Here is a 24,690-nt window from a genome sequence, read left to right as displayed (position 1 = left end):
AACCGCGCCCCACCTCTAGAGGGAAAGATCTCGGGACGAACCGGTGGTACTACCTGAACCGGGACGCAAGAGAGCCGTCGTCACCGCAACGCTAGCCGCCGAGCAGACCGCTCATTTCACCCCAGGAAGAGGACACCTGCGTCTCGGTGTTCTCTACCGCGGTGGCTGTTCCGGTCAAGGCGACCACGAAGTCATCCAGACTTGCGTAGAGCTTTGTAACACGTGTATTCCAGTTCTGTTGGAAATTCATAAAGACAGCAGCGCCAGACCCCTTCCATATGCCAGCCCATCCCATGATCTCGTTTTCCAACCGAGTAAGTTCCCCAGTCAACTCTTCTTTGGCCTGCCCGACAAGCCTGGCACCTTCGCGGATAGCACCATCATCACGCAATTGGCTCGGATTAGTCGACACGGCAATGCACCTCTAATGGAACCCGCAACCCATACCGCACCGCTGTGCCCATCGGCGATTAGCGGTCTCGCGGCTTGGACCCGGTCTGAACAACTGTCTTTGGCGGCAGGTGCCTTCGTCCACCATCTGCGGTAACACACGGCGAAAGGCGCCTGCCATAAGCCACCTTAGCCGTGTCGGCGTGTCCCCCGCCAGTGCACGGGTTGGGTATCAGTACCCATTGACAGAGTCTCTGATACGTGGTAAGCACTCGCAGCGCAGGAGCTCAGAGGGTCACCCCACCCACGCTAATGGCTCTCACCGCCGGAATTCGAGAGTCTTGACGACAGCAAGGGAAAGGACGCACAAACGTCTGCCAGTTCGCACCTAGAACATGCCGGATTCCGCGCATGACACACCTGACGGCCGTGCGCGATCATTCGGTGGCAGATCACCGTCCATTCCGAGTGTGGGAGAAGCTCGGCGAGATCGCGTTCTACCTTCTTTGGATCCCGATGCCGAGTCCACGCCCACCTGCGTGAAAGGCGACCGACATGGGTGTCCACAGTAATGCCCGGAATGCCGAACGCATCACCTAACACCACATTGGCAGTCTTCCGGCCGACACCCGGCAAACTGACTAGATCCTCTAGGCGCGGTGGAACCTCTCCCTCAAACTGTTCACATAGCTGCGCGGCCAACGCCTGGCAAGATCGGGCCTTGGCACGAAAGAAGCCGAGCGGCCGCAGAATCTGCTCCAGGTCCTCATGCGGGGCAGCAGCGAGCGCCTCCGCGTCGGGGTAGCGCCGAAACAGCTCCGGTGTCACCGTATTGACCCGCACATCGGTCGTCTGCGCAGATAGTACGGTCGCCACGAGCAACTCGAATGCGTTGCTGTGATCAAGTGTTGCGGCGGCATCCGGGTAAAGCGCCAACAACCGGCGACACATCACCTCCGCATTGTCACGACGAGCGCCCAATGAGCGCCGCTGCGGCAACAATTCACCCTTCTTCGACATACTCCCAGCGTATTCATGCGCAAGGCGTCGGAAAAATGGCAAAATGTGATGTGCATGGCAAACATTTGGCTTGCTCCTTAGTGGAGCTACTACGGCCGGAAAGAAAGGGAACAGATGGACACGAGCGTTCTCAAGGCGGTTCCTCTTTTCCGTGACCTTGAAGCGGAGGATCTCGAGGCTCTAGGCGAGCTCATGAGTGAAGCCGCCCTCAAGCGCGGGGAATCGCTTTTCCGTGAGGGCGACGAGGGTGATCGGCTTTATGTCGTCACGGAGGGGAAGGTTAAACTTAGCCATTCCTCGGACGATGGTCGCGAAAACCTCATTGCGGTTCTGGGACCCGGCGAGATCATCGGCGAACTCTCACTCTTTGATTTGGGCGCCCGTTCGTCAACAGTCACCGCTATCGCCCCAACGCGTCTCCTCTCACTATCGCATAAGGACATGATGGGATATCTCAACACCCATCCCGAACTCGCGATGTCGATGTTGCGCGAGCTGGCTCGCCGGTTGCGTCACACGAACGAGCAGATGGCTGATCTGGTCTTCTCCGATGTGCCGGGGCGGGTCGCGAAAGCATTGCTGGATCTCGCTAATCGCTTCGGCGAGCGCACTCCCGAAGGCATCTACGTGCCACACGATCTCACACAGGAGGAACTTGCACATTTGGTCGGCGCCTCGCGTGAAACCGTGAACAAGTCACTGGCTGATTTCGTCTCACGCGGATGGATCCGTTTGGAGGGCCGGGCCGTCCTTCTTATTGAGTTGGCACGACTACAGCGTCGCGCCCACTAGGGTTGGTCGCATACAACTCTGCGGGGACGGTGGCATGGCTACCGTCCCCGCCTTTTACGGAGCAAGATTCAGTTGACAAGCTTGTAGCTTGCCGAGTCGTCCCCGCGCATCTTGTGGAACAGGAAGCGTTCGTGCGTTGCTCGCAAGTAGATTCGCTTGTTTCCTCAAGCGGTACAGTCGGCAGGCTACCTGCGCACCCGGCAGATCAGTTCGATCTCTACTGGCGAGTCGAGAGGGAGCACCGAAACACCTACCGCCGAGCGCGTATGCTCCCCCGCATCACCGAAGACCTCGCCTAGTAACTCGGACGCTCCGTTTGCGACCTGCGGTTGACCGGTGAAGTCGTCTGCCGATGCAACAAACACCGTGACATGCAACACGCGCTCCAGGTTATCGATACCGCCCACAACTTCCGCAGCCGCAGCGATGGCGTTGAGGGCGGCACTGCGCGCCAGAATGTACGCCTCCTCGGCGCTGACCGCCGCCCCCACCTTTCCGGACAGCGGGAGCCGCCCGGAAACAAAGGGCAGCTGGCCAGAAGTACGCACAGTATCACCGTCGCGCAATGCAGGTACGTAGGCGGCTACGGGAGCCGGGACAGCCGGAAGCTCAATGCCAAGTTCGATCATGCGCTGTGACCGATGCTCCATTGTTCAGTCCCGGGGTCGTTTCAGGTAGGCGACAAGATTCTGGCCGTCAGGACCGGGAACCACTTGTACGAGCTCCCACCCCTCATCTCCCCATGTATCAAGAATCTGCTTGGTGTTATGAATCAAGAGTGGAATCGTCGCGTATTCCCATTTCTGCATGGGCACAATCCTAGCTGCTCTACGGGGCGTGATCCAGAGCGGCGAAGCGACGCACCATGCCCTCGCCGCTCCCACCAGAATGCCGATGGCTCAGCGTCGTCGGCGGCGAATGCTCATGAACCCCGTGCGTCAACGATTGTTGAGACGAGGCACGCGACCTTCTCGCAACTCGGTCGCTATCGGATCCGTACCCGATATCAACCTGTGGTACCAGTCATGCTCATTTGGGAAACGACGCAGTAGAGCACGCCGTTCTCGTTCGGTCAGACCACCCCACACCCCGAACGTAGTCTCGGAGTCTAAAGCATCCGCTAAGCAGTTGAGCCGTACCGGGCAGCCGTAGCACACTTGCCGAACCTGCCGCTGGGCAGCACCTCTAACGAAAAGCGTGTCGGGATCGGTATTCGAGCACGCGGCATGAACCGCCCATGTCTGGTCTGCGGTGGCCAGAGACATTATGCGTTCCTCCTTTCGCACGCAACCCGAATTCTCGGAGCTTCATCTAGAACCGGCTATCATCTGCGCGGTGACGCCGGTCACCTTTCTAGGACAATAATAACCATAAGAGCTGCCAAATGCCCAAGTCAGAACGTCGGGCCAGATAATGCCACTAAGCACCTGATGCTCGGCTGCCGCCCAGCTTCCACATGGAAGTTCTCCGGATAGCAGAACTATTTCGACCAGCTGTGGATTGCATGCGGAAATTCTCTGCTACACCACGTATTCTTGCATTATGTCCACATCTACTCAGCACGGTGCAACGGCCCGCCAGATCACGACCTTCCTGGCCGCACTTCTGGCCATGTGCACTCTTGGCGGCGTCCTGATGGCCGGAGTTGCCCTCCCGTTGGCAACCACCACAGCGACGACGATCAACGCCGTGACGGGTGTTTTCGAGGATGTCCCCGACGATCTCGGATTCACGGAACCCTCAGAGCAATCGGTTCTGCTGGCATCCGATGGTTCCGTCCTTGCGCGCATCTATGCTGAGAACCGCATCGTCGTCAGCTCGGAGCAAATCTCGGACCACATGAAGAACGCGGTTGTGGCGATCGAGGACCATCGCTTCTACCAGCACCACGGTATTGATGTGCAGGGATTGGCCGGCGCCTTCATCAACAATGTCACCGGCGGTGCAACGGCCGGAGGATCTTCGATCACCCAGCAGTACGTGAAGAACGCTCTGATTGAGCAGGGCAGAGTCGAAGGAGATAACCGACTCATTGACTCGGCTACCGAGCAGACAATTTCCCGCAAGATCAACGAGGCACGGTATGCGATCGCTATCGAGAAGACGATGACAAAGGACCAGATCCTCACCGGCTATCTCAATCTCGCCCAGTTCGGCACATCCGAATACGGCGTCGAAACCGCAGCGCTGCACTACTTCTCCAAGCACGCGACCGATCTCAATATCGCGGAATCCGCATTGCTTGCAGGTCTGACTCAGTCGCCCGCACGCTGGGATCCGATCAACCATCCCGACAACGCCAAGATCCGGCGCGACGTCGTGCTCGGCGAGATGAATAAGTACGGCTACATCACCGACGAGGAGTTGCAGCAAGCCCTCGATACGCCGATCGCTGATATGCTCAATGTGTCGGAAACACCCAATGGTTGCGCAGCGGCCGGAAACTCCGCCTATTTCTGCCGCTACGTCATCCGTGACTTGCTCGCCGATGACAGTTGGGGAACCGATGCGGATGACCGCTTGGAAAAGCTCTATCGCGGTGGGTTGACGATTCAAACCACCCTCGACCCCGCCAAGCAGCAGGCGGCATTTGACACACTTGTCACAAATATACCCACCAATGACGCCTCCGGTATCCAGATGGCGCTTTCTAGCGTCGAGCCCGGCACCGGCCACATCGTTGCCATGGCGCAGAACACCAACTATGGCGAGCCAAGCGAATCGGACCTGACGGCCACGACTGTCAATCTCAATGTCAATCTGGAGATGGGCGGCGGATACGGTTTCCAGTCGGGATCCACGTTTAAGATCTTCACCCTTATACAGTGGCTGAAAGAAGGGCATACCGCCTACGAGTACGTCAATTCCAATGACGGCACCATCCCTGCCAGCGCATGGAACATATCCTGCTCTCCAGCATCGGCCGCATCCTGGCCCGTCAGCAATCTGGAGGGCCACGGCGGCGGGCAGATGACCGTTCTGCAATCAACACGCGAATCGGTCAACGGCTCCTTTGCCCATATGGCTCAGCAGATGGACCTATGCGACATCGCACAGAACGCCCTCGATATGGGTGTAGAACGCGGCGACGGTGGTGACTGGCGGTATGTTCCATCGTCGGTTCTCGGTTCGAACGAGATTACCCCACTGTCTATGGCCGTCGCTGTAGCGACGCTGGCCGATGACGGCAATAAGTGCGACCCGATCTCCTATACGCAGATTCTCGGTGCCGACGGCGACGTGCTCTTGGACAAGAAGCCCACCTGCCGTCAGGTGCTTGACACCGAGACTGCCCGTAAGACTAACGCCGTCCTCAAGCAGGTAGTGACTCGCGGTGCCACCGGCGAGAATGCCATCATTCCCGGGCGCGAAGTCGCCGGAAAGACGGGGACGGCGAACAGTGATATGGCTGCCTGGTTCGTCGGTTATACACCACAGCTGGCGACGGCGATCTGGCAGGGCCACCAGTCCGGAAGCATTTCGATGTTGGGTTCCGTCATTAACGGGCGGTACTACTGGGAGGTGTATGGCGGCCTCTTCCCCGCCATGGCCTTTTCTCAGTACATGACACAGGCGCTAGCGGACGAGCCCGCGGAGTCGTTCCCCACACCATCCAGTAATGTCATAACATCACCGAACACCCGCCGTACGCCGTCGTCGACCGCACCCCCAACGCAAACCGAACCGGCGGAGGATGCCGAAGGCAGCGACGATGAGGACGATACATCGGGCGAGGGTGGAGACGTAGAGCCAGCGCAGTCTGATCAGCAGGAACCCCACGACGGTGGTGGTGACGGCGATGGCTAATGCTCTTGCGCGCGCCGGGAGAAGTATCTGGCGGGGGGCTAAACGTACCGCGACGGCATCCGCAGTAGCGGCAGCAACCGCTGGCACGTGGGGCCTCCTCGAGGCGCAAGCCTATACACTTCGGCGCCGGACAGTTCTTCTCGATGGCGCCCAAGCCGGTAATCCGACATCTGCTGGCCGCACACTTCGCATATTGCATCTATCCGATTCTCACTTGCTGGGTTGGCAGCATCGCCGTGCGGCCTGGATTGAAGAACTGGCGGCTACTGAGCCCGACCTCGTTGTTCTCACGGGGGATCTGATTGCCTCCCCAGCAGCGTTGACTCCGCTGTTCTCCTCTTTATCTCCGTTTGCGGGCACGACGGGCACCTTCGTCTTCGGCTCTAACGATTACTACCTGCCGCAGCCCAAGAACCCGTTGAGTTACCTGGCGGCGAACACCACACCCCAGGCAAGTGAGAACGAAAAGCGTGCGGAACAGCCCTGGCAGGAGTTGCAAAGCGGCCTGGAAGCCTTCGGATGGCACGACCTGACGAACCAGCGCGCACATCTCGACATCGGTAATTGGAGTCTTGACGCCGTGGGAGTCGATGATCCGCACTTGGACCGCGACGAATATCCGCTCCCGCTGGGAGACTCCCCGCAGGGATCGCCACAGTGCGGCACTCCGTACACCCCCGCTCCTCAGCAAGTTGTTGGCACAACGCCTGACGGAGCAACGTATCTGCGCATCGGACTGACCCACGCACCATACAAGCGGATTCTCGATGCGATGACGGCAGACGGGTGCGCACTGGTGTTCGCCGGGCATACGCATGGCGGGCAAATCTGCCTTCCTGGAGCTGGGGCATTGGTGACAAACTGCGACCTGGAACGTGAATACGCCTCGGGCCTGTTCCAGTGGCCGCCCACCGGCAAGGGCGTCATGCACGGGGACGGGACGGTGCCAACGGGCACCGAGCGGCGTCCCACCGCCTGGGTCAATGTCTCCGCAGGTTTGGGCACATCACCCTTCGCTCCGATGCGGATTGCGTGCCGCCCGGAGGCGGTGTTGCTGGATCTCGCAGTGATCTGAGGTTCTCGTAGTGATCTAGAGTCGGCTTCTACGTGATCATCGCAATGCGGCCAAGCTACTGAATCGGATGCGGACCAAATCCCCAACGGATCTCATCCCGAGGGTGTTTGATGTGCCCGCTTGAAGCATGCGTGCGCAAGGAACTCCACTCACACCGGCCCCAGTGGAGATGAAGGGCCATTCGGAAGCCTCCGGAGACCCGCAGAATCGCCGCCCGTGAGCTTCAAGCCACACGGTCGTATCGTCGGAAACCTCCGGTGACCCCCAGAATCGACGCCCGAACCCTAGACGCGCGCGTGCTGGTTTCAGCACGTATCTACAGGCGGGTCGCTGACTGACCGCGCACTCCCGGACGTGTGCAGGCGATACTCGGAGACAGTAGTCGGCACAGGTGACTGACCGCGCTCCCGGACGTGGGAACTCTGGTGATGGGCAAGCACCGCCGTGAGTACTGATCCAGCAGGAATCGTCACCGTACTACGAGGCACATGCGGGCAGATGCGTGGCATATCACGGCAAGGGGTTTCCATTTCACGACGTCATTCGGCTAATATGGACTAGTTGCAGCTTTGCGACGGCCTCGGGGTGTGGCGCAGTTTGGTAGCGCGCTTCGTTCGGGACGAAGAGGTCGTGGGTTCAAATCCCGCCACCCCGACCAGCAACAACCGCAGCACGTTGTGCTGCGGCTTTCTCGTACTTATTCCGCCAGGCACCCAACACCGCGCACCTCCCCCGTTGGGGTTATAGGTCATTTGGGTTAAAGGTCTTGTGTTGTTGGGTGGGGTTTCTCGCAGGCGCCCCGCGTCGGTCGCCCGCACACGTGTCAAAATCCCGTCCAAACGAGAGGCGCCCAGTCTAACCAAGCCGCGAAATCCGCATGATTCCGCCAGTTCTTAAATTGATCCGATCAAGTTTTCCGCCGTTTGGACGGGATCTGGACACTTTTCTCTTGATTCCCGGCGCCAGGCCATCAAACCAATGCGTTGCGAATCAGGCCTCATGCAATGCGGCTTCCACGGCCGCACGTATCGCGGCGCCGTCGGCTCCGATCCGGCGGGCGGCAGCCACGAATCCGGCCGTCAACTGCTCGAGTTTCATCTGCCGCTGGCGCAGTGGCAACGCCTGCCCTGGAGCGACTCGCGTTCCTGCACCGCGGCGCGTTTTCACCAGGCCTTCGGCTTCCAGTTCCTTGTAGGCGCGTGCGACGGTTCCGGGCGCAACACGCAAATCCGCAGCGAGCTGCCGAACCGTAGGAAGCCGAGCCGCCTCGGCCAAGGCTCCGGCTACGATAAGCTCACTGATCTGACGACGTACCTGTTCGAATGGCGGCGTCGGGTCATCGAGATCAAGCACGATACGCGGCGAATCGCCGGACCGATCCGTCATTTCTTCACCTCCCTGCCCGATGCAGCCAGCTTCTGTGTCGGCAACCGTCGCATCAACAGCACACATCCGCCGCAGAAGAAGACCAGCCCAGCACTGGCGCATACGAAGGCCCATGCTCCGACGACGCCCACCCCAATGCCAACGATCGGTTGCGCCCCAAGCGCGTAGCCCAGCACGGGCCCCATGCTCAACCCCAGCACCAACATGGGCCAGGCAACCGAGAGCAGTAGTAGTCCGATCACAGCCTCGGCACTACGGCAGCGGATGGTCCGGTCCACTCCGGCGTCGAACCCAGAAGTCAATTGCCCACGGACAGCGATGTCTCGTAAGGTCATCGCCGCGAGAACTACCTCGACGAGCAGAGCGAGAAGGATGGGCCCGGCGAATACCCGACCCGGCCACGGCCCCACAATACTTGTCACAAGCTCGCCTTCGTCGCCTCGCCACTGCACGCGTAAAGCCGTGCCCGTGCCATCGCTGGTCACCATTCCTATGACAAGCAAGGAGGCAACCATTGCCAGCGCCGTACCCGCGGCAACCGAGGCCCATCGCGGCACATAGTCGCTACCGCGGCGCGGTTTGAGCGACGCGCTTACAGGCCCGTTTGTCACTATGGGGCTGCGCCGTTCCCGCATCCGCAGAACCGCCATACTCGTGACGCCGAAGAGGCCGGGCGCCACCAGCACCCCAAGGAATTGCTCCATACCCACGTCCTCGCCACCGCCAAAGGTAGTCACGGCAAGAGGGCCGATCAGTTCCGAACCGCTCCCCTGTGCTGTGGCATGCCACGCAATTCCCCAGCCGACGACGCCGATCAGGCCCGCCACCACCCCGGCAACTAACGCGATGGCGACACTGCTACGCGAGTATCGTTGCACAGCAACAAGGTCTACTGGTACCTCTGTTTCGCCACCGTTATCCACAACCGCATTACGCACGACGACGAGTGGCAGGGCGACGGCCAAAACCGTGACAGCAAGCGTGATCGCAAAGTAAAGCAGGAACATGACTCCCCAATCCGATGTACCAACTACTTGATACAAAGCTAGGCGCCCCGTTCGTTTGTGTCAAGCATTTGGCACAAACGAACGCTCGTTCCACTTCGTTGGGCAGCTCCCGGACGCTGGCCATGCGGTCGCGCACGGGGCTCGGGCAATGAAGGAAGTCCCGGCCGCTAGCACTGGCCACGCACGTGCAGGGGAACCGGTACACAGTAGCCCAGTTGACAAACGGGAAGCAGAACCGGCCACGCACGTGCACGGAACTCGGGCGATGAGGGAAGCCCGGCCGCTAACACCGGCCACGCAGGTGCAGGGGAACCGGCGGTGAAGGAAGCCCCGGGCGCTGGCGCTGGCCGAGCGGTCGCGCACGGGCCCCAGGGGCGCTGTCAATACCGGACCCGCTTCAGGGGCGCGAGCACCCGCGCGGTCAATGCGCATCCGCTCAGTCGCTTCGTCGCTCCCGGCTAACCCACACTATCCACTCCAAGTCTGGTGCCTTAGAATCGGTACGGTTCAGGCATCGCACGTATGGCAAAGTACGGAAAGGAAGTCGCGATGGCACGTGTGTTGATCGTTCGCAGTCATCCTCTTGACGCGCGAGCCTCGCGCACGATGCGGCTCACGGCGATTTTCGAAGAGGAATACCGTAAGCATCATCCGAAGGATGAAATCACCAATCTCAACCTGTACGAGGTCGCAATCCCGGAGATCGACCTAGACCTCCTCAATGGTTGGAACGAGCTGGGCGAGGGCGTGCCCTTCATCCATTTGAGTATTGCCGAGCAGGCCAAGATCACGCTCTTCAAGCACTACACCGAACAGTTCGTCGCCGCCGACAAGGTCGTTATTGCGAACCCGCTGTGGAACCTGCAGGTTCCCACACGCCTGAAGGCGTGGATCGACACCATTAACGTTGTGGGAGTGACCTTCCGTTACAACGACGACGGAACCGCCATCAGCCTCGTACCGGGCAAAAAGATCCTCCATATTCAAACCGCCGGGGGCATTTTCCGGGGTGCGGATCCCGCAAACCAGTACCTGCGCACGATTTTCGGCTTTCTCGGTGTGCAAAGCTTCGAAGAGATCGTGGCCGAAGGCATGGATTTCGACCCCGAGCATGCCGAGGAGATTATGAACGAGGCCGCAGAGCGCGCACTGCTATTGGGGCAGAGCTTCTGATCGGCCACGAGCCCGCATGGTGGAGTTTTATGGACAACCCAGAACCACGCCCCACCCGTCGCACCAAGAGCAGCCCTGGGCACCCCGAAGGGCCAGCCCGATTGCAGCCGCTACCGACACGACGACGGTCCTAGCACAAACCGCACCTTCTCACCGCAGTCACCCATCCAGTGAACGGGCGCTACTCACAGGCCACCCAACAACGTAATCTAATCCTCATGACCATCTCGTCCACGCCCATGAAGCCCTTCCTGTTTGCCGTATGCCGACCGGAGGGCACAATCGCGCAGGACGAGTGGAATTCCTTCGCTGCTTTCGGAGGTCTGGATCCGCACAGCGACATCGTGCGCGTCTCCATGGTGGATGCCTCGGCTCCCAACCCGGCGGAGCTCGACCTGACCGGTGAGTATTCCGGCGTCGTCATCACCGGTTCACCCTTCGGTTACAGCGAGGTGGATGCGCACGGCATTCCCACAGTCCTAGAGGACCGCGCAGAGCAACTAGCCCAACGTGTCATAACCGAGGACATCCCCACCCTGGCGATATGTTTCGGCCTACAAGCCATCACTCGCACACTCGGTGGCTCACTGGTGGGCGGCTTCGCGGAAGACCTGCAGGCACCCGCGATTACGCTTACCGAAGCAGCTCTTTCCGATCCTCTCACCCGGCACCTGGAACCTGTTATCTACGGATACACTGGCCATTCCGACGCTATTGGCGTCCTGCCAGGCGACGCCACGGTTCTCGCCACCGGCGAATTCTGTCAAATCCAGATGGTGCGCTGGGGTAGAAACGTATACGGCACCCAGTTTCATCCGGAGATAGAAAAGGAAGGCATGCATATCCGTATCAACACCTATAGCGATACCTACTACCCCGCCGATGAGAAGGAAGCCGTCATAGCCCGCTGCGACGCAGCGGATACCACTGGTGCCAATCAGATTATCTCGGCCTTCGTCTCCCGTTACTGGAAAGCTCGAACATAACGTAAGCGGAGAGGACTCGCATGCTCATCAAGTTTGCTCCATCGCAGCGCTCCACCATCGGGGTGGAGTGGGAACTACAGCTCATCAACCCACAAACGAACGCGCTGGCCGAATGCGCGCCGGAGGTCTTGGAGGCAGTCGAGAAGCAGCGTCCCGAACACGGCATCCTCCACAGTGAAATGTTGCGCAACACGGTTGAACTGGTCTCCCGCAAGCGGACCAGCGTCGCCGAATGCGCCGCAGACATGAACGAAGGCCTGAGCCTGCTACAGCCTGTACTCGACGAGCTGGGAGTTGAACTTGCGGGAGGCGGAAGCCACCCCTTTGCCAATCCCACCCACGAACTGGTCTCCGAGCATCCCCGCTACAAGGAGCTCGTTGATCGTACCCAGTATTGGGGCCGTCAGATGCTGATCTTTGGTACGCATGTGCACGTCGGCGTCGAAGACCGGGCGAAGGCACTGCCCATCGCTCGGTTCCTCACCACTAAAATCGGCCTGCTCCAAGCGCTGACGGCCGCTTCCCCCTTCTGGGACGGTATCGACACCGGCTACGCCGATAACCGCGCCATGATGTTCCAACAGCTGCCCACGGCCGGTATCCCGCCCGAGCTTCCTACCTGGGAGAACCTAGAGGAATACACGGACAATATGATGCGGGTAGGAGCTATCCACCACTTCGACGAGCTCCGTTGGGATGTCCGCCCCGCCCCGCATTTCGGCACCGTCGAGGCGCGGATAGCGGACTCGTCATCGAACCTGGCGGAAGTCCGGGCACTGGCAGCCCTCGTTCATAGCCTGGTGGAGTGGGCATCCCGCGAACTGGATGCCGGCAGAGAGCTACCCACCCTGCCTCACTGGTACGTCGAGGAGAACAAGTGGCGCGCGGCCCGCTACGGTGTGGGCGCGCTCCTGATTGACACCGACGACGGCGAACTCATGCCCATGATGCTGGCGCTACCCGATCTGGTGGAACAACTGCTCCCCGTCGCGGAAGACCTCGATTGCGCTGCCGACCTCGCCCTGGCGCCGCAGCTCGTCTCCGACGGCGTGGGCTATGTGCGCCAACGGCTGGTGTCGAAGCGCGCCGGAACGCTGGACGCCGTCGTCGCGCATTCGCGGGCCGAACTGAAAGCAGGAACGCCAATCGCACCCGCCCTTTTCGTGGCCCGGCAGTGGCGCGGTAGCGAAGAGGCCACTCGTAGCGAAGGCTCCGGCCACACGCCCACCTCCGGGAACCCTGACGAGCCAGCAAGCCAGGCACAGCCCCATTCAGCAGTGTCCATTCCCCAAACGGGCGCCATCGACGCGCAACCACGCATTCGTGAGGCGTACCTCCACACGCCCGGTTCGCATTCCGCTGATCTCAATTTGCAGTTGGGAGGCGAACAGTCCGCGGCGGCGAGCAAGGCAACCGAAAAGGACCGCCCGACACAGTGGGGAGCCGGCGCCGCCTAGCTGCACTGCTATATCGCTGCGTTTAGGAGGCGCCGGGAAGCGCCGCCTCTTAGTCGCGATGCGTGCCGCGTTCATGCGCGGCATGGCGTTCCGGTTCGAACTGCAGCGTCGAATGCGCGATGTCGAAATGCGCGGACAGGCACCCCTGAACGTCGTCGAGTACCTCCGGTGCCCGCCCGGTTGTAAAACACTCTTCATCCACAACCAAATGTGCCGACACCACCGGTTGCTGCGATCCGACGCTCCACACATGCAAATCGTGCACGGCCCGCACATGCTGCAGGCTGAGCATATGACGCCGAATCTCGGCAATATCCGCACTCGCGGGAGCGGCCTCCAGCAGCACCCGGCCGGCATCACGTACCAACCCCCACCCGGCGTGGATCATAATGGCCGCCACCAGGATTGAGGCGATCGCATCCGCCCGCGTCCAGTGCGTCACCATAATGACCACCCCTGCCGCAGCGGTGCCGATGAAGCCGTAGAGGTCGGTGAGTATGTGCTGATACGCGCCGCGGATATTCAAGCTGGAGCGGTTGGCTTTGGCCAGCAACCAGGTGGCGAGTAGGTTCACACCGATCCCGATGACGGCCACCACGACGACGGCGACGCCCTCCACTTCCGGCGGAGTAATGAGACGACGCACCGCCTCCACGAGGATGACGAGGGCGACGACGAGGATTGTCAGGCCATTGCCGAGGCCCGAGAGGATCTCGGAGCGAGTGAAGCCGTAGGTCCATGCGCCGTGCGCCGGGCGCTGTGCTACATGTGTAACCCAGAGGGCGACGGCAATCGCACCGGCGTCGGAAAGCATGTGACCGGCGTCGGACAACAGCGCCAGTGATCCAGAGGCGACGGCGACGACAACCTCACCAAGCATGAAACCGAGGATGAGGAGCAAGGCGCTCCACAGATACCGGCGGTCGGCAGTGATCGATATATTGTGCCCGTGTTCGCCGTGGCCAGCGTGCCCACCTTCGTGGCCAACGTGCCTATCGCCGTGGCCACCGTGTACACCCCAATGGGACGGCTCGCGGTTCTCGCGGCCGTCTGTGCCGGTGTGTTCGTGGGCCTCGTTCATAATCAGATGGTATCGCGTTGTCTCACAAAATGTTAGGCGCACCTAACTATGGTTGCGTGGACGCGGTGTCGCAATGAATCGCCGCCGGTCAGCGAGTCTCCATGCCGCCGGACACCACCGCTCCAGCATGAACCACCGCGCCAGCCCATCCGGAATCACTGCCCCGCTGCAACCTGCGATTCGAGAAAAGCCCGGATCGCACTCTCCCGCACCGGGCGTGCGTATCGCCCGCAGTCGAAGACCATGAGGTCGCCGACCCCCCGCTGGAAGACGAAACGGATGGTGTTAGTCGTTCCCTTCTTGTCATGCCACATGGCGTCCATGATCCGGCTGACATCGACACCCTCCGGCAACCGGTACGGCAGACCAATAGCCCCCAGCAGACGCTCCAGGCGGGCCACATCGCCGGAACTGACGTAGCCGAAAGTTGCTCCCCAGCGCGCTTGCAATGCCAATCCGATCGCAACGCAGTACCCGTGGCTGAGCGTGTAGCCCAACGCGGATTCGAGTGCCCGCCCAATGGTGTGGCCCAGGTTTAGGCCCATGCGGCGATTGCCCTCGTGTACGTCGCTCGCCACGAAATCCCGCTTGATTTCGCAATTGCGGCGCGCCGTGAGGACGGTGAGGGCGTCGTCGCGCACGAACTCAGCCGGGGTGAGGCCCCTGGTAACAAACGCGTCCTCCAAGGCGGCGAAGAACTCCGCGTCGGCCAAGCAGGCCTGTTTCACCGTTTCCCCCAGCCCTTCGCGTATCTGCGAGTCGGACAGGGTGAGCCAACGATCCAGATCTATCACCACGGCGACGGGCTGGTGGAAGGCACCGATGAGGTTAGTGGCCGCCGGGGTGTCAACCGCAGTCTTCCCACCCACGGAAGCATCCGCGGCACCCAGCAGCGTGGTGGAGACGGAAAGGTACGGAACTCCACGCGTGTACGTCGCGGCAACGAAACCGGCCAAGTCGGTGACCACACCACCACCCAGCGCGATCACCAGGGTGTCGCGTCCGAATCCGGCGGCGATTAGTTGATCCTCAATGGCTTCCTTCGTCTGCCGTGTTTTATTCTTCTCCCCGGCAGGGAAGGCAATAACGCGGACGTCGCGGCCAGTAAGACGCAGATCCTCCGCGAGCGCGCCCGCAGCAAGCTTTTCCACCGTGGTATCGGTAATGATGGCGATACGCCGGGAGGCGAGACCGTCGCGATTGGCAAGATCGGAAACACATGCGGTTGCTCCATGCCCGATAACAATCGGATACGACTCATCGACCGTGCGCACCAGCTTGACCCGGATCTCTTCCATCTGAACTGCTCCTCCCCTGCGCCCTCAATACTAGCCGTGTCCACTGACCCATGACACCTGTCATTCCAGGAACATGACAGCTAGGACTTCTGGCAACTGGCCCGGCCCGGCACCATGAAGAACATGAAGACCACGACGTCGGCTCTGGAAGCAAGAGCCCTATCCAAATCCTTCGGGGCGGTGCATGCGGTGCGCGGAATCGACCTGACTGTGCAACGCGGTGAGATTGTCGCTCTCCTCGGCCCCAATGGAGCGGGAAAAACCACCACTCTCGACATGATTCTCGGCCTGTCCACCCCATCCTCAGGCACCATCAGCGTGTACGGCGGCACGCCGCGCCAGGCGATTAGGAGCGGAAGGCTCGGCGCCGTGCTGCAAAGCGGCGGCCTACTGGGAGAGTACAAGGTGGCGGAGTTGATCCGCATGATCGCAGGCACACTCCCGCATCATCTTCCCGTTGATGTCGTTTTGACCCGGGCCAACCTCACCGAGATCGCCAACCGGCGTATCTCCAAATGTTCCGGTGGAGAACAGCAGCGAGTGCGGGTGGCCCTGGCGCTCCTGTCCGATCCGGACCTTCTGATTCTGGATGAGGCAACAACCGGCATGGATGTCACGGCTCGTCATCATTTCTGGGACGGCATGCGGGCGGAGGCTGAGCGTGGCAAGACCATCGTTTTCGCCACCCACTATCTGGCCGAGGCAGAAGAGTTCGCCCAGCGGACCGTCATCATGAACCGTGGCGTGATTGCCGCCGACGGCCTCACGGCGCAGGTCCGCAGCCAATTCTCCTCCCAGCGCATCACGCTCGGGTTCGACGGCGAAGCGAACAGTGTAGCCGCCGCCGCGCGACTCAGCCAGGTGGGAGTCGTTTCGCGCGAGGGCACCACGCTCCAGTTACTTGGCGAGGATACCGTTTCGCTCGCCCGCGCAGCCTTGGCATGTGTCGGCGTAGTCAAAATCTCCATCACCGATAGTTCACTGGACGAGGCCTTCGGCCTGCTTACCAGCGAGGGTGGCGTAGCCGCCGACGACGCACACCCCGAGGCCGTGCACCCCCACATGAACATGCTTCCCAAGCCCTAGCAGCTCTAGCACACTTATCCGCCGAACCCGCCGTCACCGGTACCTCGCCGGATACGCCAATATCGACACCTCACAACACGCCTTCCTGACCACACTCAATTCCTTAAGGAGTCCACATGCCTACCGCTACCCGCAAGGAAAACGCGCCAGACGAAGCCCTCACAAGCACCGGGCGCCCGGAATGCCCACGTGTTAAGCCACTGCAGGGCCTCGGCTCACTCTTCCGTCACCAGTTCCGGCACACCGTGCTCTATCCGGGCCTCATCGGATTCTCGGTAGGCCTACCACTGGTCATGTACTTCATGTTTGGTGCCTCGCAGAGTTATTCGACTCAGTGGATCGGGCATGCCAATGTCGCCTGCGCGGTGATGTTTGGCATGGGGGCGTACGGCGCATTTCTGGGGGCGGCCAGTATGGGCGCGCAGGTGGGCGTGGAACGCGGCCAGGGGTGGAGTCGTCAACTCGCCTTAACACCGGTCAGTGTACACACCAATTTCGTGCTGAAAATACTGCTGGCACTGTGCGGTGCGCTGCTCTCCCTGCTGGTTCTCATGGTGGCAGGCTCTCTGACCGGAGCACATGCTCAGGGGCACATCTGGGTGGTGGTGCCACTGCTCATTCTGGCGGGCTGTATCTGCGCCGGCACAATGGGAATAATGACCGGCTACCTGGTCCGCTCCGATGCCGCTTACTCGATTATTGGAGGAGTCAGCGTTATCTTCGGTTTCCTTGCCGGAGCGTTCCTACCATTGGATCTTATGCCGAGTTTCTTCCGTGTAGTCGCTCCCTACACACCTCTGCACGGGATCTATAGCCTCAGCCAGTGGCCGATGGGAAGCGGAGAATTCAACTGGCTCTGGCTAGTGAATATCGGGGCATGGACGGCTGTGTGCTGCGTTGTCGCTATCTGGCGTATGCGCCGCGATACCGAGCGCGGCTAGCGCAAGCCGCCCCTCGCCGCTTCTGCAACCCCGCCGCGTGCGGGCGCTTGCGGCTGGCGGTCGAGCGCGAGCAGGTCATCATCCCTCCACTTGCCCACCGTGAATTCGATGCCGGATCACCCCATCCGATAGGTTGTTCATCATGCGCACCTGGTTACGTAACCATCCACGAGCCATCACCTTGACATGGGCGTATGTATGGCTGGTTTTCACCCTGTTTCCCATTGCCGACGCGCTCGCGCAGCCGCCCGGATGGCACCGGTGGTGTGCTCTGGCAACATGCGCCCTGTTTATAGGTGCCATCGTACGGTCGTGGCTCGTGTACCCTGCAATGCCTCCCAACGAGTACCGCGCACCGGTCGGCTTCTTCGCCACACTTGCCGTTATTTGTGCATGTCAGTTCACCTTCGTTGTTTTCGGCAGTGTGCAGAACATGCAAATGCTGGTATTTGCTGCGGCGGTAATCGGGATGCAACTGGCGCCGGCCCAGTTCCTTTACGGAGCTGCCGCACTGGTTGGCTTCCTAGCGGCAGAGAGTGCCTGGCTCATTTGGCGCATGGGGGCGGATAGCACCGTCGTCACCGTCACCGTAATCCAGCTTGTCATCATGCTCGCCATGTTCTTCTCCCTGGCGCAGGTTTTCAGCTCGCATCGCAAGCTTGCCTTGGCCAATGAAACGATCCGGCAACTCACGCGAATAACGGAGCGGGAGCGTATCGGTGCCGATCTACACGATATTGTCGGGCAGTCCCTCACGGCGCTCTCTCTCAAAGCACAACTCACCGGCAAGCTGCTGGATAAGGAGACGCCGGATGCCACCGAGCAGGCTCGCCAGCAGCTCTATGAAATGCAGAAACTCTCGCAGGAAGCACTGGCCGATGTGCGGCGGGTGGTTCGTGATGCCAGGCGCCTCAGTGTGGCCGAAGAAATATCGGCGGCACGCGAATTGCTGAAGACAGCAGAGATTCAACTGATCGTGCTTGGAGATCCGCTAGAAGTGGACGACGACGCCGAGCGCGCGGCCGCGCATGTGGTACGGGAAGCGGCCGCCAATATTGTTCATCACAGTGTCGCCGCCACACGGTGCACCATCCAGACCTGGCAAAGGGGTGTTCGCATCAGTGACAATTCGCCCGTCTTGCCCGGCCCCGCGCGCGAGGCGCTGACGGCAGGGGGAAGTGGCCTGGCCGGACTGGAGGAGCGTGTGCGTGGTGCGGACGGTACCTTGCGGTATGGACGCACGAAAGGCGGCTGGCAGGTGGAGGCGGTATTCCCCGCCTCGCAGCCGCAGGGCTCGAAGTCCTCCGGCGAGGATGCGGTGGCGATTCAGGGCGGCGATTGGGCACTGCCAACCGCTGTGACTTAAGCTAACGGCCATGGGAAGCCCAATCCGCGTTATTGTTGCCGACGACCAGTCACTCGTTCGCGGCGCAATCGCCATGATGCTTGGCCTGGAAGATGACATTGACGTCGTCGGGCAGGCCGCACATGGGCAGGAGTTGTTGGAAATACTGGAAGGTATCGCGGCAGATGTGGCACTGATTGACGTGGAAATGCCGGAAATGGACGGTATCACGGCGGCACGTGAAATTCATCAGAGATGGCCGCAGATCAAGGTGCTTATGGTGACAACCTTCGGGAAGCCCGGCTATCTGCGGCGCGCCATGGAGGCGGGGGCTTCAGGTTTCGTCGTGAAGGATGCTCCTGCGCAGTCCTTGGCCACTGCGGTGCGCAAAGTGATGGCAGGGCAACGCGTCGTCGATGCAGATCTCGCTGCAGAGTCTTTGACCACCGCGTTCAACCCGTTGACCCAACGTGAACGCGACGTACTGAGCGCCGCCGCCACGGGTGCCACCGCAAGCGAAATCGCCAAGAAGTTATTCCTCTCGCAGGGCACGGTACGCAACCATCTCTCGTCGGCCATCCAGAAGACCGGGGCGCGCACCCGCGTCGAGGCCGCGATTATTGCGCGGGATAACGGCTGGCTATAGCGGCGGGCCTAGTAGCAGCGGGCCTAGTCTTCTGGCACGGCCTCATCCGTCGCCGCCGCGTCGTCGGAGACCGGCACACGGTCGGATTCCGCCGTACCCGCGGCTACCGCCACATCCTCCGGCTCAATCTCACCGGCGTCCGAGTTCGTGGCGGCAAGCAGCTGTTCCCTCATCTTGCGTCGTTCCGGCTTGCCGATCAGACTATGCGGGATTTCGTCAACCATATGCAGTTGCCGAGGCAGGGCGTAATGCGGCAGTTCCAGTTCCAACGTTCGCCGCAAGCGGTTTAGATCCGGTTTGCGCCAGTTCGCCTGCACGACGGCGACCACTTCTTCGCCCGTTGCCTCGCTGGGCAGTCCAACCACCACGCAATCCTCCGCGTTGGTCAGCCGTTTAATCGCATCTTCGACCTGCGAAGGGAACACATTGAATCCCGATGTAATAACGACGTCTTTCAATCGATCTACCAGGTAGATAAAGCCGTCGTCGTTGCGGGCGATATCGCCGGTGCGGAACCAGCCGTCAAAAAACGCCACCTCATTCTCCTCCGGGGCATCCAGGTAGCCGGAAAAGACCTGCGGGCCGCGCACCAGAATCTCTCCCGGTTCTCCGTCGGGCACATCGCGCGCCGGATCATCCGGATCCACCAGTCTGACATTTGTGTTTGGGAATGCCAAGCCGAGGCAGCCGGGGCGGCGCTCCGCAGACAGCGGCGATCCGCAGATCGTCGGCGAGGTCTCGGACATGCCGTACCCCTCGATGATGTAACCACCCGTGGCCTTCTCCCAGCGCTCAGCGATTCCCGCATCGAGTGACATACCGCCGGACACTGCGAATTTAATCGAGGAGAGGTCGGTGCCCTTTTCGGACGCCCTCTTCTCTATGTGATCGAACATTGGCGGAACACCGACGAAGAAGGTGACATTCTTTCGCTCGTGGGCTTGCAGGGCGAGGTCAGCATCGAAGGTGGGCAGAATCATCTGCCGCGCCCCGATCGCCACTGCTGAGCACAGCATGAAACACATGCCGAAGGCATGGAAATACGGCAGGAGCGAGTAAAACACCTCGGCGCCACGGTCCAGATCCCACACCCAGAAGAGATTCTGGCTCACATTCGCGCGAATATTGGCGTGCGTCAACGGTACGGATTTCGGTACTCCATTGGTACCGGAAGAGTGCAGGATCACCGCAATATCGGATGCCTGTGCCTGCGGGATATCCTCGGCGAGGACGTGGCTACGGCGCACGAGTTTATCCCAGGAACGTGTTCCGGAGGGAACTGGACCGGTGAGTCGCCGTCTCGTGCGCGCAGCCTTGTCCACAGGAAGGCGGAGTGCGGCGCGCATGCGCCGTGGCATGGAGTCCGTCAAACTGACCGTGAGGATATCCGCGGGTTTCAGACCGGCCTGTTTGATTTTGTAAGAGACCTTGTCCCATACAACGCAGACCGCCCCACCGTGACGTTTCATCTGCTGTTTCAGTTGGGCGGCAGGGGCCAGCGGGTTGAGTGCGGCGACGGCGGCCCCCAGGCGCATGGCACCGTAGAAGGCAATGAAGTGCTGTGGGCAGTTGGGCAGGGCGAGAGAAACAGTGTCGCCGGGCCGAACGCCGACGTCGTACAGCGCTTGTGCCGCCCGCAAAGCTGCTTGCCGGACGCGCTTGTACGTCCACGTCTGACCGAAGTAGTCCAAGGCGACAGCATCCGGGTAGATACTCGCGGTATGCTCCAAGAGTTCGAAAACAGATCCCTGCGGGCAGGGCACCACGTACGGGACGCCCGGCTGAAAGTGAGCATGTCCCTGCTCCGCAATGGCCGTAAACTCGGTTGTCGCCACAGAGTACTCCAATCGCATTGTGGCCATATTTCGGCCATATTGCGCACGGTTCAGCCTAGACATCTTTCAACCACGGGCTGCCCCTGAGCTCATAAGCCGTTATTCGGCCTCCAAACTTGGATTAACTCCACAATGTTAGAACACTGAATCCTTCTTGTCTGCGGCACTTCGCGCGTGTCCGTGCGCCCGACTGTCTAGATCGAAACAGCAAAAGTGCTGGACAAACGCACCAAAACATAGCCTTGGCACCTTGGATTCCTCAGTATCGCCCCGGCACATCAATTCAGGGGATATCCACGCCGCATCAATTCACTGGCTGGCCCGCCGCACAGATTCACGGGCTGGGCCAGGCGCATTGATTCGCCGCCCGGACGTTGCCTTTCACCGGTGCCGTGTTCTCTCCGGCGGCGGCAACGCGCTACTCAGATGGAGACGGCACCGAGCGGCGTGTACCCACGCCAACTGGCCTCCTCAACACTCACGGCCATCTTCCCGATGGGGAAGCAGGTGACCGGAATGAGCTTGAGATTAGCGAGTGCCAGCGGTATCCCGATAATCGTCACCGCCATCACCAATGCACTCACGAGATGGCCAATCGCCAGCCAGATGCCCGCGATGAAGAACCATACGATGTTCATGAGGGCCGAACCTGCGCCCGCGCCGGGTTTATGTACCACGACGCGTCCGAACGGCCAGAGAACATACCCGCCTCTGACACCTATCGGAGTCGTCTCTCGCACGTATGAGGTTGCTCGGCATCACTGGCCGCTACTCCGTTGCTCGGCATCACTGGCCGCGCGGAGCGTGCCGGTGCACTCGCCTCGTCGTCTCCGCCTACAGTGAGCAATCGTCGCGCAAGTGTCGGGAAACTCCACACGCCTGATAACGTGTCTACTATGCCAGTAAGCATGGACCCTGTGGCCACCGATCCGACGTACGGACTTTCTTCCCAACAGGTGAGGGAGCGAATTGCCGCAGGTGAAGTCAATACGTTGCCGCCACGCTCCGGTCGAAGCACCTGGCAGATCATCCGCGACAACGTGTTCACGCGTATCAATGCGCTGCTCGGCGTCCTGTTTGCACTCGTCATGGTCACCGGTTCGTGGATGAACGGCGCCTTCGGTCTGCTTATTATCGCCAACTCGATTATCGGAATCATCCAGGAGTTGCGCGCCAAACACACGCTGGATTCGCTTGCTGTGGTCGGGGAAGCGCACCCGACCGTGCGGCGGGAGGGGCGCGAGCAGGCAGTTGAACGCGACGACGTCGTCCTCGGTGACATTCTGGTTATCAAGCCGGGTGAGCAAATCGTCGTGGACGGTGTTGTTTCCGAAGCCGACTACCTGGAAATCGACGAGTCGCTTCTTACCGGCGAATCGGATCCGATTCCGAAAGAGCCCGGCGATGAGATCATGTCCGGCTCCTTCGTCTCCTCCGGAACCGGAACCTACCGTGCAACCAAGGTCGGGGCAGACGCCTATGCCGCCCAACTGACGGCCGCCGCGGCGAAGTTCTCTCTGGTGCATTCGGAGTTGCAATCGGGCATCAACAGGATCCTGCAGGTCATCACCTGGATTCTTATCCCCGTCGGTATTGTCACCATTATCGGGCAGATCCGCGTGGGCGAGAACGATTGGCGTGCCATTATTCTGGCAGTTGCGGCCGCCCTGGTGCCCATGATCCCGGAGGGCTTGGTGCTAATCACCTCCACCGCCTTCGCTCTGGGAGTCATTCGACTCGGCTACCGCAAATGCCTAGTCAACGAGCTACCCGCCATCGAGGGTTTGGCGCGCGTTGACGTGGTCTGCGCGGATAAAACTGGCACACTCACCGAAAACGCCATGGCCTTCGGGCGTTTGGAAGTGCTGGGAACATACGACGAGGAGGAGGCGCGCATGGTATTGCGCCAACTCGCCGCGGCCGATAGCGCACCGAATTCGTCTATGCTCGCGATTATCGACGGCGTCGGCCAGGCCGAACACACGTGGGACGTTGCCGAGCTCCAGCCGTTTACCTCCGCGAAGAAGTGGTCGGGCGTAAGTTTTCACGAACAGGGGCACTGGGTGCTTGGCGCACCCGATGTGCTTGTTGACGCAGAAAGCGCCGCCGGCGTGCGCGCGGGCGAGATTGCTTCTACCGGGCTGCGTGTGCTGCTGCTTGGACGCGCATCAGCTACGGTTACCGACGACGCCGCCCCGGGCCGCGTTGACCCCGTGGCGCTGGTGATCCTGGAACAACGCGTACGGGCCGACGCCGCAGACACACTCGAATACTTCCGCAGCCAGGGTGTTGACGTGAAAATCATTTCCGGCGACAACGCGGAGTCGGTGGGGGCCGTGACCCGTTCTTTGGGGGTAGACGCGGGAGAACCCGTGGATGCGCGTACTCTCACGGAAGCGAACTTCAGCGAAACCGTCAATGATTCACAGGTTTTCGGGCGGGTGACACCGCAGCAGAAACGCTCCATGGTGTCGGCTCTCCAGCAGGCCGGGCACACGGTTGCCATGACCGGGGACGGCGTAAACGATGTGCTGGCCTTGAAGGATGCCGACCTGGGCGTCGCCATGGGATCCGGTACCGCAGCCACCCGCTCGGTGGCGAAGATCGTGCTGCTGGATGATCGCTTCGCCACGCTGCCGCACGTAGTGGGTGAAGGTCGCCGCGTGCTCGGAAATATCGAGCGTGTTGCCAATCTGTTCCTTACGAAGACGATTTACTCGTCCATCCTGGCGGTGCTGGTGCTGCTCTTCTCGCTGCCCTTCCCCTTCCAACCGATCCACGTGACGATCACCGGATGGTTCACCATCGGCATTCCCGCTTTCCTGCTTTCTCTGCCACCGAACAATGAAAAGGCGCGCAGTGGTTTTGTGCAGCGGGTGCTGCGGTTGGGAGTTCCCGCGGGCGCCGTGGTTGCCGCCGCCTCATTTGTCACCTATCTGCTGGTGCGCGTACCCGAAGGGACGGAGACGCAGGCGACGCAAGCCTCTACTGCGGCACTGCTTGCCCTTATCATCTCCGCCACCTGGGTGTTGGCCACCGTAGCGCGGCCCTACGAATGGTGGAAGATGCTACTCATCCTCCTGCCGCTGCTGGGCTACGGCATCATCTTCACCGCCAATTTCACGCAGCGCATTTTCATTCTTGACTCGTCGAACACACACATGATGCTCACGGGCATGGTTATCGGCCTGATCGGCGCCGCTCTTATCGAGGGGTTGTGGTGGATGCTCGGCGCGATAACCTGTGAGCGGAAGCCGCTTTGGAAGCCACGCGCCGAACGTGAGGCGGAGGCCGCCCAACGCCGTATCGAGCGGGCCGCGCGGAAGGCGGAGGAAGGCACCAACGAATCGTAGGATGCCGACGCA

Annotated in this window: 21 protein-coding genes, 1 tRNA gene and 1 pseudogene; 12 read left to right on the top strand and 11 right to left on the bottom strand. The window is 60.8% G+C overall.

Annotation, left to right across the window (positions count from 1 at the left end; all coding sequences use genetic code 11):
• Positions 1-91 precede the first annotated feature (91 nt).
• Both EKN07_RS06555 and nth read right to left on the bottom strand, forming a co-directional pair.
• A complete protein-coding gene (locus EKN07_RS06555; protein ID WP_164505402.1) occupies positions 92-412 on the bottom strand; it encodes a WXG100 family type VII secretion target in 321 nt (106 codons plus the stop codon).
• A 287-nt stretch (positions 413-699) separates the two neighbouring features.
• Entirely contained in the window at positions 700-1,341 is a 642-nt protein-coding gene (gene nth, locus EKN07_RS06550; protein ID WP_240611450.1) for an endonuclease III, read from the bottom strand.
• Positions 1,342-1,524: 183 nt separating this feature from the next.
• Here nth and EKN07_RS06545 point away from each other — a divergent pair, with 183 nt between their 5' ends.
• Positions 1,525-2,202, top strand: coding sequence for a Crp/Fnr family transcriptional regulator (locus EKN07_RS06545; protein ID WP_126145963.1), 678 nt, complete (start codon positions 1,525-1,527; stop codon positions 2,200-2,202).
• Between the two features lie 185 nt (positions 2,203-2,387).
• Here the strand turns inward: EKN07_RS06545 and EKN07_RS06540 are convergent, their stop codons facing one another.
• The 3 genes from EKN07_RS06540 to EKN07_RS06535 form a co-directional block, all read right to left on the bottom strand.
• The gene (locus EKN07_RS06540; RefSeq protein WP_126145962.1) at positions 2,388-2,852 is read right to left on the bottom strand and encodes a RidA family protein; all 465 of its coding nucleotides are present in this window, start codon (positions 2,850-2,852) and stop codon (positions 2,388-2,390) included.
• 3 nt (positions 2,853-2,855) lie between these two features.
• Positions 2,856-3,011 carry a hypothetical protein gene (locus EKN07_RS12545; protein ID WP_164505401.1) on the bottom strand — a complete coding sequence of 52 codons (156 nt, stop codon included), beginning with the start codon at positions 3,009-3,011 and terminating at the stop codon, positions 2,856-2,858.
• A gap of 129 nt (positions 3,012-3,140) precedes the next feature.
• Positions 3,141-3,467, bottom strand: a complete 327-nt coding sequence (locus EKN07_RS06535) for a WhiB family transcriptional regulator (RefSeq protein WP_164505400.1) — start codon at positions 3,465-3,467, stop codon at positions 3,141-3,143.
• A 277-nt stretch (positions 3,468-3,744) separates the two neighbouring features.
• On the opposite strand from EKN07_RS06535, the gene EKN07_RS06530 reads away from it, so the two are divergent.
• The 3 genes from EKN07_RS06530 to EKN07_RS06520 all read left to right on the top strand — a co-directional run bounded on the left by EKN07_RS06530 (position 3,745) and on the right by EKN07_RS06520 (position 7,742).
• Positions 3,745-6,009, top strand: a complete 2,265-nt coding sequence (locus tag EKN07_RS06530; RefSeq protein WP_108714836.1) for a transglycosylase domain-containing protein — start codon at positions 3,745-3,747, stop codon at positions 6,007-6,009.
• Positions 6,002-7,084, top strand: a complete 1,083-nt coding sequence (locus tag EKN07_RS06525) for a metallophosphoesterase (protein WP_126145961.1) — start codon at positions 6,002-6,004, stop codon at positions 7,082-7,084. The genes EKN07_RS06530 and EKN07_RS06525 overlap by 8 nt, the downstream gene beginning before the upstream one ends.
• Before the next feature lie 581 nt (positions 7,085-7,665).
• A tRNA-Pro gene (locus EKN07_RS06520) sits at positions 7,666-7,742 on the top strand.
• 332 nt (positions 7,743-8,074) lie between these two features.
• Here EKN07_RS06520 and EKN07_RS06515 read toward each other — a convergent pair.
• Positions 8,075-8,470, bottom strand: a complete 396-nt coding sequence (locus tag EKN07_RS06515) for a GntR family transcriptional regulator (protein ID WP_108714835.1) — start codon at positions 8,468-8,470, stop codon at positions 8,075-8,077.
• Positions 8,467-9,477: a hypothetical protein gene (locus tag EKN07_RS06510; protein WP_126145960.1), complete on the bottom strand. Its 1,011-nt coding sequence runs from the start codon at positions 9,475-9,477 to the stop codon at positions 8,467-8,469. The genes EKN07_RS06515 and EKN07_RS06510 overlap by 4 nt, the downstream gene beginning before the upstream one ends.
• Before the next feature lie 549 nt (positions 9,478-10,026).
• On the opposite strand from EKN07_RS06510, the gene EKN07_RS06505 reads away from it, so the two are divergent.
• From EKN07_RS06505 to EKN07_RS06495, 3 genes are all read left to right on the top strand, one after another.
• The gene (locus EKN07_RS06505) at positions 10,027-10,650 is read left to right on the top strand and encodes an NAD(P)H-dependent oxidoreductase (RefSeq protein WP_126145959.1); all 624 of its coding nucleotides are present in this window, start codon (positions 10,027-10,029) and stop codon (positions 10,648-10,650) included.
• A gap of 218 nt (positions 10,651-10,868) precedes the next feature.
• Positions 10,869-11,636, top strand: a complete 768-nt coding sequence (locus EKN07_RS06500) for a gamma-glutamyl-gamma-aminobutyrate hydrolase family protein (RefSeq protein WP_108714832.1) — start codon at positions 10,869-10,871, stop codon at positions 11,634-11,636.
• A gap of 20 nt (positions 11,637-11,656) precedes the next feature.
• Complete coding sequence (locus EKN07_RS06495; RefSeq protein ID WP_126145958.1) at positions 11,657-13,093, top strand: glutamate--cysteine ligase; 1,437 nt, start codon at positions 11,657-11,659, stop codon at positions 13,091-13,093.
• Between the two features lie 49 nt (positions 13,094-13,142).
• Here the strand turns inward: EKN07_RS06495 and EKN07_RS06490 are convergent, their stop codons facing one another.
• A complete protein-coding gene (locus tag EKN07_RS06490; RefSeq protein WP_126145957.1) occupies positions 13,143-14,174 on the bottom strand; it encodes a cation diffusion facilitator family transporter in 1,032 nt (343 codons plus the stop codon).
• Between the two features lie 155 nt (positions 14,175-14,329).
• A complete protein-coding gene (gene aroB / locus EKN07_RS06485) occupies positions 14,330-15,472 on the bottom strand; it encodes a 3-dehydroquinate synthase (protein WP_126145956.1) in 1,143 nt (380 codons plus the stop codon).
• Positions 15,473-15,595: 123 nt separating this feature from the next.
• Between aroB and EKN07_RS06480 the strand changes: the two genes are divergently transcribed.
• The 4 genes from EKN07_RS06480 to EKN07_RS06465 all read left to right on the top strand — a co-directional run bounded on the left by EKN07_RS06480 (position 15,596) and on the right by EKN07_RS06465 (position 19,490).
• Positions 15,596-16,558 (top strand): ABC transporter ATP-binding protein, encoded by a 963-nt coding sequence (locus EKN07_RS06480; protein WP_108714829.1) that lies wholly within the window; start codon positions 15,596-15,598, stop codon positions 16,556-16,558.
• A 116-nt stretch (positions 16,559-16,674) separates the two neighbouring features.
• Entirely contained in the window at positions 16,675-17,499 is an 825-nt protein-coding gene (locus tag EKN07_RS06475; RefSeq protein WP_126145955.1) for an ABC transporter permease, read from the top strand.
• A gap of 142 nt (positions 17,500-17,641) precedes the next feature.
• Positions 17,642-18,865, top strand: a complete 1,224-nt coding sequence (locus EKN07_RS06470; RefSeq protein WP_126145954.1) for a histidine kinase — start codon at positions 17,642-17,644, stop codon at positions 18,863-18,865.
• Between the two features lie 10 nt (positions 18,866-18,875).
• A complete protein-coding gene (locus EKN07_RS06465) occupies positions 18,876-19,490 on the top strand; it encodes a response regulator transcription factor (RefSeq protein ID WP_126145953.1) in 615 nt (204 codons plus the stop codon).
• Between the two features lie 23 nt (positions 19,491-19,513).
• On the opposite strand, the gene EKN07_RS06460 is transcribed toward EKN07_RS06465, so the two are convergent.
• Together EKN07_RS06460 and EKN07_RS06455 are read right to left on the bottom strand one after the other, a co-directional pair.
• A complete protein-coding gene (locus EKN07_RS06460) occupies positions 19,514-21,325 on the bottom strand; it encodes an AMP-binding protein (RefSeq protein WP_241228148.1) in 1,812 nt (603 codons plus the stop codon).
• A 422-nt stretch (positions 21,326-21,747) separates the two neighbouring features.
• Positions 21,748-22,032, bottom strand: a pseudogene (locus tag EKN07_RS06455) (YccF domain-containing protein); the annotation flags it as partial.
• Positions 22,033-22,233: 201 nt separating this feature from the next.
• On the opposite strand from EKN07_RS06455, the gene EKN07_RS06450 reads away from it, so the two are divergent.
• Positions 22,234-24,678: an HAD-IC family P-type ATPase gene (locus EKN07_RS06450; RefSeq protein WP_126145950.1), complete on the top strand. Its 2,445-nt coding sequence runs from the start codon at positions 22,234-22,236 to the stop codon at positions 24,676-24,678.
• Positions 24,679-24,690 lie beyond the last annotated feature (12 nt).

The organism is Actinobaculum sp. 352 (assembly GCF_003957265.1).
Lineage (GTDB): Bacteria > Actinomycetota > Actinomycetes > Actinomycetales > Actinomycetaceae > Asp313.
The sequence above is the reverse complement of the archived record's forward strand: the minus strand, read 5'-3'. Positions and strand labels throughout refer to the sequence as shown.